The organism is Bifidobacterium sp. C0047B3 (assembly GCF_056590535.1).
In genome coordinates, this window is record NZ_JBWPWH010000004.1 from 91,207 (window position 1) to 105,449 (window position 14,243).

General features: G+C 44.2%; 11 protein-coding genes. 4 read left to right on the top strand and 7 right to left on the bottom strand.

The window, feature by feature from the left end:
• Nucleotides 1-32: 32 nt before the first annotated feature.
• The 3 genes from AC1EKT_RS05260 to radA all read right to left on the bottom strand — a co-directional run bounded on the left by AC1EKT_RS05260 (nucleotide 33) and on the right by radA (nucleotide 4,660).
• On the bottom strand, nucleotides 33-1,454 hold the full coding sequence (locus AC1EKT_RS05260) for an amidohydrolase family protein (protein ID WP_119527060.1): 1,422 nt from the start codon (nucleotides 1,452-1,454) through the stop codon (nucleotides 33-35).
• 120 nt (nucleotides 1,455-1,574) lie between these two features.
• On the bottom strand, nucleotides 1,575-3,107 hold the full coding sequence (locus AC1EKT_RS05265; RefSeq protein WP_119527058.1) for an adenosylhomocysteinase: 1,533 nt from the start codon (nucleotides 3,105-3,107) through the stop codon (nucleotides 1,575-1,577).
• 53 nt (nucleotides 3,108-3,160) lie between these two features.
• Nucleotides 3,161-4,660 (bottom strand): DNA repair protein RadA, encoded by a 1,500-nt coding sequence (gene radA, locus AC1EKT_RS05270; protein WP_481616171.1) that lies wholly within the window; start codon nucleotides 4,658-4,660, stop codon nucleotides 3,161-3,163.
• Nucleotides 4,661-4,767: 107 nt separating this feature from the next.
• On the opposite strand from radA, the gene AC1EKT_RS05275 reads away from it, so the two are divergent.
• Nucleotides 4,768-5,424 (top strand): hypothetical protein, encoded by a 657-nt coding sequence (locus AC1EKT_RS05275; protein WP_415687250.1) that lies wholly within the window; start codon nucleotides 4,768-4,770, stop codon nucleotides 5,422-5,424.
• 104 nt (nucleotides 5,425-5,528) lie between these two features.
• Nucleotides 5,529-5,618 carry a 30S ribosomal protein bS22 gene (locus tag AC1EKT_RS05280; RefSeq protein ID WP_004268639.1) on the top strand — a complete coding sequence of 30 codons (90 nt, stop codon included), beginning with the start codon at nucleotides 5,529-5,531 and terminating at the stop codon, nucleotides 5,616-5,618.
• Nucleotides 5,619-5,755: 137 nt separating this feature from the next.
• Here AC1EKT_RS05280 and rpiA read toward each other — a convergent pair whose 3' ends face one another.
• The 4 genes from rpiA to AC1EKT_RS05300 form a co-directional block, all read right to left on the bottom strand.
• The gene (gene rpiA / locus AC1EKT_RS05285) at nucleotides 5,756-6,454 is read right to left on the bottom strand and encodes a ribose-5-phosphate isomerase RpiA (protein WP_004105437.1); all 699 of its coding nucleotides are present in this window, start codon (nucleotides 6,452-6,454) and stop codon (nucleotides 5,756-5,758) included.
• A gap of 145 nt (nucleotides 6,455-6,599) precedes the next feature.
• Entirely contained in the window at nucleotides 6,600-7,721 is a 1,122-nt protein-coding gene (locus tag AC1EKT_RS05290; protein ID WP_481616170.1) for a ribonuclease H family protein, read from the bottom strand.
• A gap of 34 nt (nucleotides 7,722-7,755) precedes the next feature.
• Entirely contained in the window at nucleotides 7,756-9,429 is a 1,674-nt protein-coding gene (pgm, locus tag AC1EKT_RS05295) for a phosphoglucomutase (alpha-D-glucose-1,6-bisphosphate-dependent) (RefSeq protein WP_481616169.1), read from the bottom strand.
• Nucleotides 9,430-9,464: 35 nt separating this feature from the next.
• A complete protein-coding gene (locus tag AC1EKT_RS05300) occupies nucleotides 9,465-10,589 on the bottom strand; it encodes a diacylglycerol/lipid kinase family protein (RefSeq protein WP_481616168.1) in 1,125 nt (374 codons plus the stop codon).
• A 280-nt stretch (nucleotides 10,590-10,869) separates the two neighbouring features.
• Between AC1EKT_RS05300 and AC1EKT_RS05305 the strand changes: the two genes are divergently transcribed.
• Nucleotides 10,870-12,693: a L,D-transpeptidase gene (locus tag AC1EKT_RS05305; RefSeq protein WP_415689143.1), complete on the top strand. Its 1,824-nt coding sequence runs from the start codon at nucleotides 10,870-10,872 to the stop codon at nucleotides 12,691-12,693.
• Nucleotides 12,690-14,183, top strand: coding sequence for an App1 family protein (locus AC1EKT_RS05310; protein ID WP_481616167.1), 1,494 nt, complete (start codon nucleotides 12,690-12,692; stop codon nucleotides 14,181-14,183). Before AC1EKT_RS05305 ends, AC1EKT_RS05310 begins: the two co-directional genes overlap by 4 nt.
• The last annotated feature ends 60 nt before the right edge of the window (nucleotides 14,184-14,243 follow it).

A 14,243-nucleotide genomic window follows, 5' to 3' on the forward strand; every position in this document is an offset into this window, starting at 1 on the left:
AGCGCTACTTTGCAAGCGCTACTTTGCAAGCGCTACTTTGCAAATGCGCCGTCGTTATAAGCAAGATTTCCAGAAATAACGGTAGCCTTCGCACTACCGGCACCGTGGCGAACAAAATTGTGCAAAGTTTCCTCAATTCCTTGAGGAGAATCCGTATCGGTTTGAATATCAAAGAAAGAAAGATCTGCTGTAGCTCCAGCGTTAATCTGACCAATTCTGTGTGGTCCAACGTGTAGGCCCATAACGCTTGCTCCGCCCAAAGTCATCATTCTTATAATTCGATGAGATAAATCATCTTTTCTATAACCTTGAGCTGTTGCTAAATCGTAAACTTTCGCGGCATCGTCCAAAACGTCAAGAGATGGTGAAGAAGATAGCGAATCCGTGCCAATAGCAAGCAAATTACCTTCTTCCATGTAGTCGCGAATTGGTGCGTCTCTTTCTGTAACAGTAATGCGGTTAGATCTTGGGCAAAGCGCAACTCCAACTCCACGCTGACGTAAAATCCTTCTATCTTCGCCATCTGCCCAAACTCCGTGCGCAATATGAACGTCTGGCCCAAGAGAGCCAAGCTGATCCAAAAACTGAATTGCGGAAGCTGTCATTCCGTGCTCTTTCAGCTCGCTGTAGCTTGTCCAAATGTTTGCGTTCCAATCTGGAGCTGAATACGTGGTCAGAGTATCTGCGTGATTTCCTGCTTCCATTGGGGTTTCGGCCAAGTGTATATGCAATCGCATGTTCAGCTGTCTTGCAATATCCGGCAAGTCCACAAAAGGCTCAGTTTCTAAGCTGTAAGGAGCGTGTGGGCTAATTCCTATGCTTGGCACGCTTCCATTGTTCATCATATGCTCAAGCATTTTAAGCAGCTTAGCGTAGCCTTCTTCCTTCCAATCAACGTTTTTCCAGCCCATTACTTCCCAGTAGGCTATTCCGTGCATTCCCTGGCTTGCGAGCGCTCCAACGGCTTCAATGTCGGTTACAATATCGGCTGCAGCAGTTGTGCCAGCTTCAACCATCATTCTGGCGCCTTCGTATGCTGAAGTTTTCCAAGGCGTTATAGAAGGGTTTTGTTTCTTTTCTTCTTGGAGCTTGTCGTATACGACGTTGAATCCCTGTTCCCAATCGTGAAAATTGCGATATTCTCCTAGTCCAACGCTTGCCATATTCGTGTATTGCAAATGCGTGTGGGCGTTAATAAGGCCAGGTGTCATAAGCCCATGCCAATGCTTCTCATTGTTGAACATTTGCTTGTAGGATTCGCTTGGCATCTCGTCTTTTAGAGTGTTCAGCACCCACTGTCTTGTTCCAACGTGTACAACGTGTCCGTTAGATACTGCTACGGCTCCTTCGGTAATAATAGGTCCTGTTACTGGAATAACCATCGCTGCGCTATACAATGTGACTTCGTTAAGTGGCGTTGGGTGGGCGAGTGCGCGTATTGGATCTTGAAGCATTGTGTTCCTTATGGAATTGTTATTAAATAATTTCGTTGTTTTACTTTATTATTGCTCAGTTTTATTATGTTTTTGTTAATTAGATTCTAGTCAATTGAACTTTTGTTAATTGAATTTTAGTTAATTTGATTCTTCTTCTGCAAATCGCGTTAAATCCCATCTGTAGCCGTTGTTTTTATTAGCTTCACTCGCGCTGTAACCTCGTTTTTCTAATGCAATACTCGCTATTTGGTTATCGGAAGCTTCGGGTAGCTGGTAGATTCCAGCATTAAGGCGGTTTTTCCCGTTATTGCTTTTGTTTGCATTTTTCCCATTGTGCTCTAGTAAATATGCAACTGCGCTCACCTGAACTGCAAAACTAAAGTCCATTATTTCAATCGGATTTCCGCCTCCAGTAGTGTAGTTGGTTCCGTCGCCTTCGCTTATCAGTGTGATTTGTGGGCCGTTCGGAACCTGAATTTGCCTTTGCGATGTTCCAACAATTGGCTTAAAATCGCGTATTTCGTCTAGCGCAATTTCGTTTGCGATTCCGCCAATAACTGCCAAAATCGCATTTTCTTGCATTTTTTGCATGTGTTGCAAAGTTATAGTGTGACGAACTCCAGTTGCCGAAACAATCATTGTGCTTGAAGTAACAGCGCATTCAAGGTTTTTAGCTTCAAATCCGTCGAATACTGCGCGCAAAGATTGAACTGGATTTGTGTCGCAAATAGTAACGTTAGCGCCGAGAGCGCGTATTCTTAATGCAAAACCGCGACCAACCGGGCCATACCCAACTACCGTAACTTTAGCGTTTCTAAAACATGCGCTTCCAAGAATTTTCTGCATTGTTGTAACGCATGTTTCGCCAGTCCCGTGCCGGTTGTCAAAGTCGGTTTTTAAGGCGCTGTTGTTTACTGCGATTACTGGGTAGTTTAGCTGGCCAGCTTCTTGCATTGCTTCGAAAGCGCGCACTCCGCTTGTTGTTTCTTCCGCAACTCCTATTAGTTTTTCGGCGATTTGCGGGCGCTCTAAGCTTGCCAGTCGTGCAAAACTAGCTCCGTCGTCAATGATTATGTTTGGCTGTATTTCGTCTAAGAGTTTTAGTGCGCCTTCGTGTGTTTGTGCAGGTGTCCAACTGCGATTTGCTTGTACTACAATTCCTTCTTTTTTAAGCTGATCTGCTACTCGCTGATCCGTTTCGTCTGGTGCGCAAAAAACGCCAACTGTTGCTCCATAAGCGTGTAATTCCCTAAGTAACACAGCTGTTTTTGGCTCCAACACAAGGCAAACAGCTATTCTGACTCCTTGCAAGTCAAGTTCTTTTTTTCGCAATTCGCTAAGAAGTGTTTGCATCACGGGCATGTGTTTTTGCGCGTAGTCGATTGCGTCTTTTCCGCTTAAGCTAGGGGCGTTAATAGTAGTGTTTTTTAGGTTTTCTAATGATTGTGTGGCGTCAAAATCTGCATCTTTTTTGCAGGTTGTAGGAATTATTCCCCAGGACTGTGAGCTTTTTAGGAATTTCTCAATATTTTTGTTGTTATTTTTAGTATTATTTTCAGCACTATCGTAAGTATTATTTTCTGCAGTATCGTCAACAAGCACGCGCGATCCAGCAAGCGAGCGATTTGTCATTTGCGAAGCAACAGACACCCATTCGCTAAAGTCAATCATATTAAACTCCTATATTAATTCCTAAAATCGCAAATCTATAAAATCACGAATCTTCACAATCCAAGCGCTTGTAACGCATCTCGAACGTTGCGCACTTCAACAATCTGCAATCCTGGAATATTAATCTTTTTTCGAAGCGGGCACACAACAGCGCGCTTATATCCTATTCGCGCAGCCTCACGCAATCGCGGCTCTATTCTTGGCGCTGGGCGAACTTGACCAGTTAAGCTCATCTCACCAATTGCGCAAGTTTGAGGAGTTACTGCTTTCCCGGCGGCAGCGCTAGTTAAAGCTGCTACAATTGCCAAGTCGCAAGATGGCTCTTTTGCCAACGCTCCTGCAATAGTAGATACGTACAAATCTTTTGCAAGTAAATTAACGCGTCCGTGACGATACAAAACTGCTGTAAGCATTGCGAGACGGTTAGAATCAACACCTGAAACTGCACGGCGAGGAGTGGGCAGAGCTGATTGCGTTACAAGTGCTTGTATTTCAATCGGCAGGCTTCTGTGTCCTTCAAGTGTAAAAGTGACGCAAGTTCCGTCGTTTGTGCCATCTTGCGCATTTTTACCTTGATTATCGTTTTCTGTAGAAGACAAAAACAGTCCGGAAGGATCCGGCACTTCCTCAATTCCTTCACCGCTCATATCGAAGCAGCCAACTTCGTCTGTAGGTCCAAAGCGATTCTTTACAGCTCTTAGCATGCGTAACGCTGTTTGTGTATCGCCCTCAAATTGACATACTGTGTCGACTAAATGCTCAAGCGTACGCGGTCCTGCTATTGAACCATCTTTTGTAACGTGCCCAACTAAAAGTATCGGAATATTGTTAGTTTTAGCAACGTCTATAAGTGCGCTCGCAACTTCTCTAACTTGTGTAGAACCGCCTGTAATGCCATCTACTTCTTGTGCGGAAATCGTTTGCGCAGAATCGACAATAGCAAGCGTAGGATGATGCGTTTCAATAAGATCTAGTACAGTGTCAAGATCGCCTGTTGTTGCAAGTAATAAATAATCGTTTACAGCGTTAATTCTAGACGCGCGCAATTTAACTTGCGCTGCTGATTCCTCGCCGGAAATATACAATACAGGGGGAGCGTTGCTTTCTTTTGATTGTTTAGATACGTAAGCTGCTGTTTTTAAAAGTAGTGTTGATTTTCCGATACCTGGCTCTCCAGCTATAAGAGTTACGGAGCCTGGCACAAGTCCTCCGCCTAATACGCGATCGAATTCGCTAAAACCAGTGTGGATGCGCATTGCGTCGTCTGCTTGAATTTCGCTAATTGGTTGCGCGGACGTTGTTGAATCGAGAGTTGAATGCGCGATATTGCGATTGGAAGTAGTTATGCTATCTGGTGAATAGGTGCGCGATGCTGTTGTGTGCATTGCTGTTGCTCGCGATGCGCGCGTTGTACGAGATAATCCACTAACTCGCGCTTCTCTAAACTCGTTCACTGTGCCCCATTCGCCACATTCAGGGCAGCGACCGTACCATTTTGAGCCGCTCCAGCCGCATTCGGAGCATAAATAGTGAAGAGTAGATTTACTAGCCATATCTCGACGCTATACGCTTTATTAGACAATCATATTTTGTATTTGTTTTTGATTGTAAAGCGTTTTTGCGCACTAAAAGCGTCATCGCGATGTGACATAATGCAAGTATGTCGAAATCGAATGCTTCAAGTATGAATGCTTCAAAGATGGGTGCGTTGAATATGAATTCCTCAAGTGTCAATAATTCATCACACAACAAGTTATTAGTTGTGTTGACTTCAGCTGCAGTAATTGTGGTTTTGGCTTTAATTTCAGCGTTTATGTGGCCAGGTTGGGCATTGAATCACGAAAATGTTGCGAGCAAAAATCATATGGTAATGCCTAAAACGCCTTCTATACCATCGAAACCTTTGCCAGCATCTTCTACGGCATTGCTTAAGGCTATGCCAGATAGCGTACTTGATTTCGCTCGTGTTGACGCTATACCTAGTGCAAACTGGACTGAATCGTCGCCTTTGGAAGAGTATTCTGTTAAGTACTCAACTGGTCAGCCAGATGGGGAAGTGTCTGTAACTGTTGCTCAATGGTCGAATCGCGATTCTGCGAACAAGCAGTATGAAGCGTTAGTTGATGGACTTAAGGGTTCTGATATTACAAGTGGAAAAATTCAAGTTTCTGGTAAGACTTCCGGTAGCTATGTGTTGCGAAATGATGAAAATGATAAATCGCAAGCTAGTGCATTGTGGCAGAACGATACTGCTGTTTTTGAAGTGAAAGGCGCAAAGCAAGCAGTAGAGCGTTTTTATCACAAATTCCCGATGTAAATTGTTGTAAAAAATGATGTTCTTTGTAATATCACTCCACAAAGTCGTTCAAACGGTGTAACATTAGGCAAGTTGCACACTTTACATAGGAATGGAGGCTTCAGATGGGTTCTGTCATCAAGAAGCGCCGCAAGCGGATGAGCAAGAAGAAGCACCGCAAACTGCTGCGTAAGACTCGTCACCAGCGCAAGTAATTTTCTTGCTATGCGTTGATGCGTGTCTGAACGTTTAGGCACGTAAGACTTTTTTGAAGCGTCGGTTTTTCCGGCGCTTTTTTGTATACAAAAAAGTAGAGCCCGCGTTTGCGGACTCTACTTTTATATTAGTTTCGCTACTTATTTGGGTTCGTAAGAGTGCGAGGACCGTTTGGATCGCCGACGATCACCGTGTCAACCATGTTCAAGAACAATCCGTGTTCCACAACGCCGACAGTCTCAATCAAATCCTTCGCCAACTCCTGAGGATGCTCAATGCGCTCCATGTGCAAATCAACCACGAAGTTGTTCTCGTCGGTGCGCACTTCCTTGCCGTCCGCATCAAGACGCAAAACTGGCTTATATCCGCGCTTTTCGAACTTACGAATCACCTGCGCGGAGCCGAATGGAATCACCTCAACAGGAAGTGGGAACTTGCCAATCGTATCAACTACCTTGCTTGCGTCAACGATCCACACGATGCGGTCGGAGTTAATAGCCACAATCTTTTCCCAAAGAAGAGCTGCGCCGCCGCCTTTAATACCGTTGAAATTCTTGTCAACTTCGTCAGAACCATCGATTGTAACGTCAATGTGATCCACTTCGTTAATGTCGAGAATCTTAATGCCGTAGCCTTCTGCTTGCTCTTGCGTGCGACGAGAAGTGGTGACTCCTGTGAAGCTCAAGCCTTCTTCCTTAACTCTGCGGCCAAGTTCGTCAACCAAGAAGCGCACTGTAGAGCCGGTGCCAAGACCAACCATCATTCCATTCTTTACAATCTTCGCGGCTTCAATGCCTGCTGCCTTTTTAAGCGCATCTTGTTGTGCTTTATCCATTATTCCTGCTTTCTTGTTTTTGTTATTCCCGAGTTCGCCGATGAACTTCCATCGCTATTTGCGGGAGAGGCTTTGTGCTTTTATGCGTGCCTCATTTTCGTACATTTCCATATTAGTCTGCGTGCAGATTTTTAGTATGCCTTTATCATTGATTTAGGTAGAAGGCGGTTGGAGCTAAATGCAAGGTGCCGTCTGGATCGACGTATCCGCTTACGTTGATTGTGCCGGAAATAAAACGCGCTTCGCCGTTAAAACTTGGGCTTGTGTTTGGCGGAGGAGTAAACTGCAGCACGCCAGAAACGCTTAATCCTTGAACTGCTTTAGATGCAGTTTGCGTAACATTTTGCTTTGTTTTTGGAACTTCTTGAACAATAGTTATAGCGTCTTGTTGGTGTGCATCTTGTTCATTTTCTATTGATAGTGCATCTTTTTCGCTATTTTCTAACGTTTCACGCTTTGTTTCACGCTTTGTTTCACGCTCTTGTTCGCGCGCTGTTTCACATTCTGCTTCTTGCGTTTGTTCGCGCGCTGACTCATTCGTAGATTCAGTTAAATCACTATCGTTTTTACTATTTTGTGCAGAAAAATCAGGATTAATATCTTCGCCAACTGTGCGTTCAAGATGATATTCTGCATTGGAAATTTTGCCATCTAAAAGCATTTTCGCATCACTTGGCACATTCGTACCTTTTGCATATTCAGAAGCAAGAAGCGACTTCCAGCCTTCTAAAGGCAAGTATCCATCCTTCAAACCATTTCGGCAATCTTCCGCATATCCGCGTGCTAATGTATCAACTTTTTCGTTTCCTGCGTTTCCTGCGTGTCCCTTAACCCACACGAATTTTACGGCACCTTCGCGCTTAGTAATTTCCGCGTCGATTGCGCGAATCAGCTCAGAGTTTTTAACAGGCTCGTTTTTAGAGTTTTTCCAACCGTTCTTTTTCCATCCGTGAATCCACGTAGTTGCGCAGTTTATAGCGTATTGTGAATCACTTTCGATTGTGAGCGGCTCGCTTCCAGGATGTGCTCGTAAAGCTTCCAAAACTGCGCATAATTCGCCAATTTGATTTGTGCCATTAGTTGCGCCGCCAGCATCTGCATTGCCTGTGTGATGGTGTTCGTTAGAGCTACCAGACTCGTCAATGTGGTCTGCCCACGCCCAACCCATTGAACCGTTTGGGTTTCCGAGCGCGGAACCGTCTGTAGAAACAACAATCATGACAAAACCTTTCAAAAATGCGCCGGCTGCAGATTGCAACCAGCGCAATTAGTAGATTCTTTATTTACGCAAGATTATTACGTTACGCTAAAGCCTTGTCGACTACAGCAGTAGCTTCCTCAAGCACCTTGTCAAGTGCTTCTGGAGAAACGAAGGATTCTGCGTAAACCTTGTAAATATTCTCGGTACCAGATGGGCGAGCAGCGAACCAGTTGTTCTTAGTTGTCACCTTCAAGCCGCCAATCTTTGCGCCGTTTCCAGGAGCTTCCGTAAGCTTTGCGGTAATATCTTCGCCAGCAAGCTTGGTTGCTTCAACGTCGTCACCGCTCAAAGCTGCGAACTTCTGCTTCTGCTCAAGCGTGGTTGGGGTATCGACGCGCTTATACCAGCTTTCGCCAAAGCGAGCAACCTGATCCTGGTGAAGCTGAGCTGGGTTCTTGCCAGTCTTTGCAGTAATTTCCGCAGCGAGCAAATCAGGAATCAAACCATCCTTATCGGTGGTCCACACGCGACCATCCTTGCGCAAGAAGCTCATGCCGGAGCTTTCCTCGCCGCCGAAAGCAACTTCGCCGCTAAAGAGTGGGTCAACGAACCACTTGAATCCAACTGGAACTTCCACAAGCTTTGCGTTAATAGAAGCAGCCACGCGGTCGATCAAGGAAGAAGACACAAGCGTCTTGCCGATAGCAGTATTCTTTGGCCAATCCGGACGAGCGCCGCCGAACAAGTACTCCACGCATACTGCAATGTAATGGTTCGGGTTCATAACGCCCCAGTTCGGGCACACAATACCGTGGCGGTCAGCATCTGGATCGGTGCCGCCAACCAAATCGTACTTATCCCAAGCACCAGCGTTAAGCTGATCAACTAAGCCCTTCATTGCGTAAGGGGAGCTTGGATCCATACGAATCTTGCCATCGTGGTCAATAGTCATGAATCGCCAAGTTGGGTCAACTTCTGGACGCACAACGCCAATGTTCAAGCCGTACTTTTCGTTCATAAGTGGCCAGTAGTTTACGCTTGCGCCGCCGAGTGGGTCAATTCCCAAACGCACGCCGCTGGAGCGAATCACATCGAAGTCAATTACATTAGCCAAATCGCTAACGTAGTGTTCGCGGTAATCGAAGCCTTCAACCAAGTCAGACTTGATTGCTTCCTCGAAAGGTACGCGCTTTACGGACTTGTAATTGTCGAGCAATTCGTTTGCGCGAGCTGCAATTGCGTTAGTTACATCTGCAGGTGCAGGGCCGCCTGTTACAGGATCGTACTTAAAGCCACCGTCGGTTGGTGGGTTGTGCGAAGGAGTGACGACAATGCCATCAGCCAAACCGTCGCCGCTAAAACGCTGAGTGCCGTCGGCTGCGCGATTATGCGTCAAAATAGCTTGAGAAACAACAGGAGTTGGCACGAAGTCGCCGCGAGCATCCACGCGAACGTGAACTCCGTTAGCAACCAAAACCTCAATAGCGGTTTTTTGAGCAGGCTCAGAAAGAGCGTGCGTATCGCGACCAATATAAAGAGGACCAGTTACGCCAGCTTTTTTGCGATATTCAGCAATAGCTTGCGTAATTGCCACAATATGAGCTTCGTTAAACGAAGTTTTCAAAGCAGAACCACGGTGACCGGACGTGCCGAAAATCACTCGCTGCTCTGGAATGTTGGAATTTGGAACTTCATCATAGTAAGCGCCAACCAAAGCGTCGACGTCGACTAGATCTTCTGGGGTGGCGGGCATTCCCGCATTTTTTGCTACCATAATTTTTTATTTTGCCACGGTGCTTGTATTTTATATTATTTGCTCACAGCAACGCTGGTTTTTACGCTTGTTGGCACTCTTACGCACAATGCTTGCTTGTCAACAGTGAAGCGCAAATGTTTCGTATAGCCCAAAATGTCGCCATCTACTTGCACTGGAGCAGATTTTTCTAATTGCACTTCTGCACTAAAACCTTGCGTTTGGTCAATTCTTGAGCCTGCAGAAAGCGAATCCTGCTGTAGCGCGCGCCCGGTTAGCGTTTGGTGTATTACTCCTCGGAACAAATTAGCCCAACCAATTAAACCGCCCGAAGTGTCAATAATCTCAAAATCAAGCACGCCATCGTCGTACGCTGCTTCTGGCATAAGCGAAAACATAGGAATCTGACCGCAATTTCCAGCCATAAGTGTGTGGAAAGACAATCCTTTTAGCACGCTTTCGTCGCCATTCGAACGCTGTAAGGTGACGGTTGCGCGATATTTTGGCATAAACAAATGCTTTACGCCAGAAACAAAATAAGCAAGCCAACTAATATTCTTTTTTAAGTTTGGATCAGTATCGTCAATCATTAACGCGTCAAAACCAATGCCGGCAATAATTAAGAATGCGTGTCCATGATCTTCTTCTGTATTGTCGAGAATCGTTACGCGCCCAACGTCAACCTGCCTAGAGCCGTGAGAAGTTGCGACACGCAACGCAGCATCCACGTCGTTTACTGGAATTCCCATATTTCTAGCAAAAAGATTGCCAGTTCCGATAGGAATAATTCCCATCGCATGACCTTTACCGCTTACTGCGCTCGCAACAGTACGAACCGTGCCATCTCCGCCTACTGCTACTACTACGTTAGCTCCGTTTGAAAGCGCTTCTAAAGCGCATTCGCGCCCATCTTTATCTAGCTGTGTATCAATAATTTCGTAGGTTAAATTGCGTTCTTTGCAATAATTTTTAATACTTTCGCGATACGATTCCGCTTGCGGTTTTGAAGGATTAAGTATGAATGCGTAATGCACTGAGTCGCCGTGTCGTTTAGCAAGTTTTTCTGCCAAATGATGACGTTTTAAAGCGCGTGAAACAATCATGATGACGAATGGCGCGAGTACAAGCGCGAATACAACCATCATAAGAGCAATAGTCGCTTGAATAGGCATAGTTGGCATACCTCCTATTCTTGCACATTATTTTTTCTACAATACTAAATTTTTCGGCATATTGCGAATATTTACGTTTTTTACACATTTGTATATTATTTATTGTTTTTTATAAATATTGTTTTGATTGCTTTCGCGCATTTTTCGTGCGCATTTTATAGCCATTTATATATCCGGTTATTTAGCCATTTATGCTCCTATTCATCGCTAATACTAATTTCGTGCGTCGCTAGTGATAAACTATTCAAACGTGTCTGTCGCATACAATTATTGAGCAGAGGTTTTGAATATGGCTGAATTACAGCAAAATTTTGAGGGAGATGAATCCTTCAATATTACATCTAGTAATATGCCTGATGATGCTAGTGACGATACTGTTGCTTTTATGCAGGTTCCTCAAAGTCATGCAGAAGATCAAATGGTTGATGATTCTGATAATTCTGTTAATTATGAGGGAACTCTTGCCGATAATTTAGGCGAAGTCGCAGATGAAGAAGACACTTCTAGAGATATTGTTGACGATATTGTTGACGATATTGCTGGAAACAAGAAGAACATGTTTGGCAATAAAAATGCATATGGAGTGTATGAAAATGCAACTCCTGCCGACTCAACTGCAACCGATTCATTTAGAGTAGTGGAGCCGAAAGCAAAGAAACATCGTGCGAACCGTTCCGCATTGGCGTTAATGTATTCGCTTCTTATTTTTGTTATTTTGTTAGCTGCAGCATTTTTTGCACTTCATTTGTATTTCAACAATCGAGTTGCTCCAGGTGTTGATTTTGGTGATGCTTCTATTACGCGCAATCTCACTGGATATCAGGAAGATGCTGTAAGCAAAACTGTTCAGAATGCTGTAGAAAATAGCAAATTAGAAATTAGTGACGATCAAGGCAATAGTATTGATGCAGATTTGAGCCAGCTTGGTGTCAAGATTGATAAGAACGCAACTGTAAAAGCTATTATGAATGCTAAGCGAGATAATTTATTTACTCGCATTATGCCTTGGGTTCATCAAACTGTGAGCTTGAAAGCTGAGCGCGATGATTCCGCTTTGGATTCGTACTTATTGCATAAGTTTATTCGTGAAAGTGATCGTGCTGTGCCTTATAGCGCAGTTTTTGACAAGGATTCTGGATCTTTCAAAGTAGAAGATGGCGTACCTGGTCGCACTATAGAAACTATGTCTGTTCGCGAAGCAGTAAAAAAGTTAATTGCTCACCCTGGTAAAACAGTAAAAGTTTCTGTTACATCTCGACGTACTGACGCTCCTATTAAGCTTGATGCAGCGCAAAAATTTGTAAATGATTTAAATAAACTTCTTGAGAAAAAAGTTACGTTTAACAACGGCGACGGCAAAGATTTTACTGTTCCAAAAGAAGCGATTGCGTCTTGGATTAGTGTAAACGCAGATACGACTCGCCGTAAGCTTTCTTACACAATTGATGCAGATAAAGCAGATTATTATTTGTCTCAAGTTCTTCCAAAAGAGCTTAATCAGCAAAAAATTAATCAGGAAGATGCAATCGATAAAGAAGGTAAGTTTATTTTCACAACGCTTAAAGGTTCTAACGGTGTTGAAATTAACTATTCCAATAATGTTGCGAAAAAGGCTGTAGAATCTTTGCGAAATGGCAATGATTTCAAGATGGCTGTTCCTGCAAAAGTCACTAAGTTCACAGTTGAGAAGAAGCTTGTTGAAATGCGAATTGTTGTTGACAAAACAACTCAAATGGCTTCTGTATATAGGAATGATGAGCTTGTAAAAACATTCCCTGTTTGCACAGGTAAGCGCGGTGCTGATGATTCAGCTTCTGGCACATTCTTTATTTACTTGCGTTATGCTTCACAAGATATGCGCGGTAGGAATGGCGATGGCTCTCCTTACTTCTCTCCTGGAGTGCGTTGGGTTAGCTATTACCATGGTGGAGAAGGCTTCCACACTGCTTCTTGGAATTATAAGGGTATTGCAACTGGCGATGCTGCAAATCATGGCTCTCATGGTTGCATAAACATGTATGAGCAGGATGCTCACTGGATTTTTGACAATTGCCCACGCGGCACTATTGTGCAAATTGTTGGCACGACTCCGGATGGTCCGGTGCGCGAATGAGCGAATCTGTGGGTAACTCACTTAACAAAGATGAACGCGCTGAAGAACTTTCACTTTCTGCGCGTTCTAATCTTGAGTGTGTGCAAAGCCCACAATCTGCTCCGAAATTAGCTGCTTCTAGACGAATTAGCAGCGCGCCAATTCCTGTGCATGTTACTGCAACATTGTTTGACGCTCCTTCTAAAGCTGAGCGTATTGACAATAAGCCATTGATTGTGCGTTTTGGTCGCAGGATTGTTACGTCTATTTTCGGCACGTGGATGCGTCTTGCTGGTCGTGTTGCTCGTCGTTTTGGCTGGTTTCCAAGTGTTGAGCCATATATTGGGTATGGAACGCATAGATATGCTCGCTTGATTTGCAGAACTGTGTATGCTCCAAAGCTCGGTCATCATTCTGCTCTAAAACGTGGAATTTACGCGATGCTTGTTGTTCCTGCTGTGCGCGTGCGCGTTGCTTTGTCTATTGACGGTATTCCTGTAGAAACGGCTCAAATTGGCGATTCTGAAATATACGATAAGCCTGAAGGTTCGCGCGATGGCAGTGCAGAGTATTGTATTTCTGACCGTGCAGGATATTTAGATTTAATTACAGAGCGCGCTTTAGAGCCTGGTCGTCACGTTGTTTCGTATTCTGTTAGTGACCGTGAGCCTGTAAAAGCGAGTTTGTTTGCTATTGACGCAAATGTTCCTATTGGTGTTATTTCGGATGTTGACGACACTATTATGGTTACTCAAGCGCCTTCGCCAATTCGCGCTGCTTATAATTTGCTTATTATGAATCCTGCTCATCGTTCGCCAGTTACTGGGATGTCTGAGTTTTTCCAGTCTTTAGAGCGTTTGCGTGACGATATTCCATTTTTCTATCTTTCTACTTCTCCGTGGAATGTTGAGGCTTCAATTCGTCACTTTATTGATCGCGAAAAGTTTCCTGAGGGTCCTCTTCTTCTTCGTGATTTGGATCCACGCCCTAAAACTTTTATTCCAAACGGACCGCAGCATAAATTAGAATTTGCAACTCAACTTATGGATGATTTTCCTGGCATGCGTTTTGTGCTTATTGGTGACGATGGTCAAAAGGATCCTTTAACGTATGCGAATATTATTCGTAAGCATCCAGGTCGCGTGCTTGCAGTAGGTATTAGGCAATTGCGCAAGAGCGCTACTGTTGAGGATTTCCGTCGTAAATTATCTCGTGATTTTGCGCTTGCTTTAAGTGCGTCTAAGCGTGCGTATGTTTTTTCGGATGCTCTTGACAGTGCGTGCGAAGATGCGCAAGAAATTCCTACTATGGCAATCGAAAAATTAAATAATGCTAACGAGTTTTCTGGTGATATTGATGGTCTTGATGGTTTTGACGATAGTCAAATGCGCATAATTGAAGCAGAAGGTGCTGCTGGTACTTTGCAAGGCGTGCCATTTTTTGCAGCTCCGCAAGGCAAAGATTTAGCTAAAGTAATGCTTCCGTTTATAGAGGAAGCGATTGCGAAATAGCATAAAATAATTGCAAAATAATTTTGTAATATTAAAGAATTGCAGAAAATATTTCGTTAC

What these genes read in the sequence shown, in the direction of transcription:
- AC1EKT_RS05260 (WP_119527060.1), bottom strand. Translation starts at nt 1,454, where the DNA reads ATGCTTCAAGATCCAATACGCGCACTCGCCCACCCAACGCCACTTAAC.
- AC1EKT_RS05280 (WP_004268639.1), top strand. Translation starts at nt 5,529, where the DNA reads ATGGGTTCTGTCATCAAGAAGCGCCGCAAGCGGATGAGCAAGAAGAAG.
- pgm (WP_481616169.1), bottom strand. Translation starts at nt 9,429, where the DNA reads ATGGTAGCAAAAAATGCGGGAATGCCCGCCACCCCAGAAGATCTAGTC.
- radA (WP_481616171.1), bottom strand. Translation starts at nt 4,660, where the DNA reads ATGGCTAGTAAATCTACTCTTCACTATTTATGCTCCGAATGCGGCTGG.
- AC1EKT_RS05275 (WP_415687250.1), top strand. Translation starts at nt 4,768, where the DNA reads ATGTCGAAATCGAATGCTTCAAGTATGAATGCTTCAAAGATGGGTGCG.
- AC1EKT_RS05305 (WP_415689143.1), top strand. Translation starts at nt 10,870, where the DNA reads ATGGCTGAATTACAGCAAAATTTTGAGGGAGATGAATCCTTCAATATT.
- AC1EKT_RS05310 (WP_481616167.1), top strand. Translation starts at nt 12,690, where the DNA reads ATGAGCGAATCTGTGGGTAACTCACTTAACAAAGATGAACGCGCTGAA.
- rpiA (WP_004105437.1), bottom strand. Translation starts at nt 6,454, where the DNA reads ATGGATAAAGCACAACAAGATGCGCTTAAAAAGGCAGCAGGCATTGAA.
- AC1EKT_RS05265 (WP_119527058.1), bottom strand. Translation starts at nt 3,107, where the DNA reads ATGATTGACTTTAGCGAATGGGTGTCTGTTGCTTCGCAAATGACAAAT.
- AC1EKT_RS05300 (WP_481616168.1), bottom strand. Translation starts at nt 10,589, where the DNA reads ATGCCAACTATGCCTATTCAAGCGACTATTGCTCTTATGATGGTTGTA.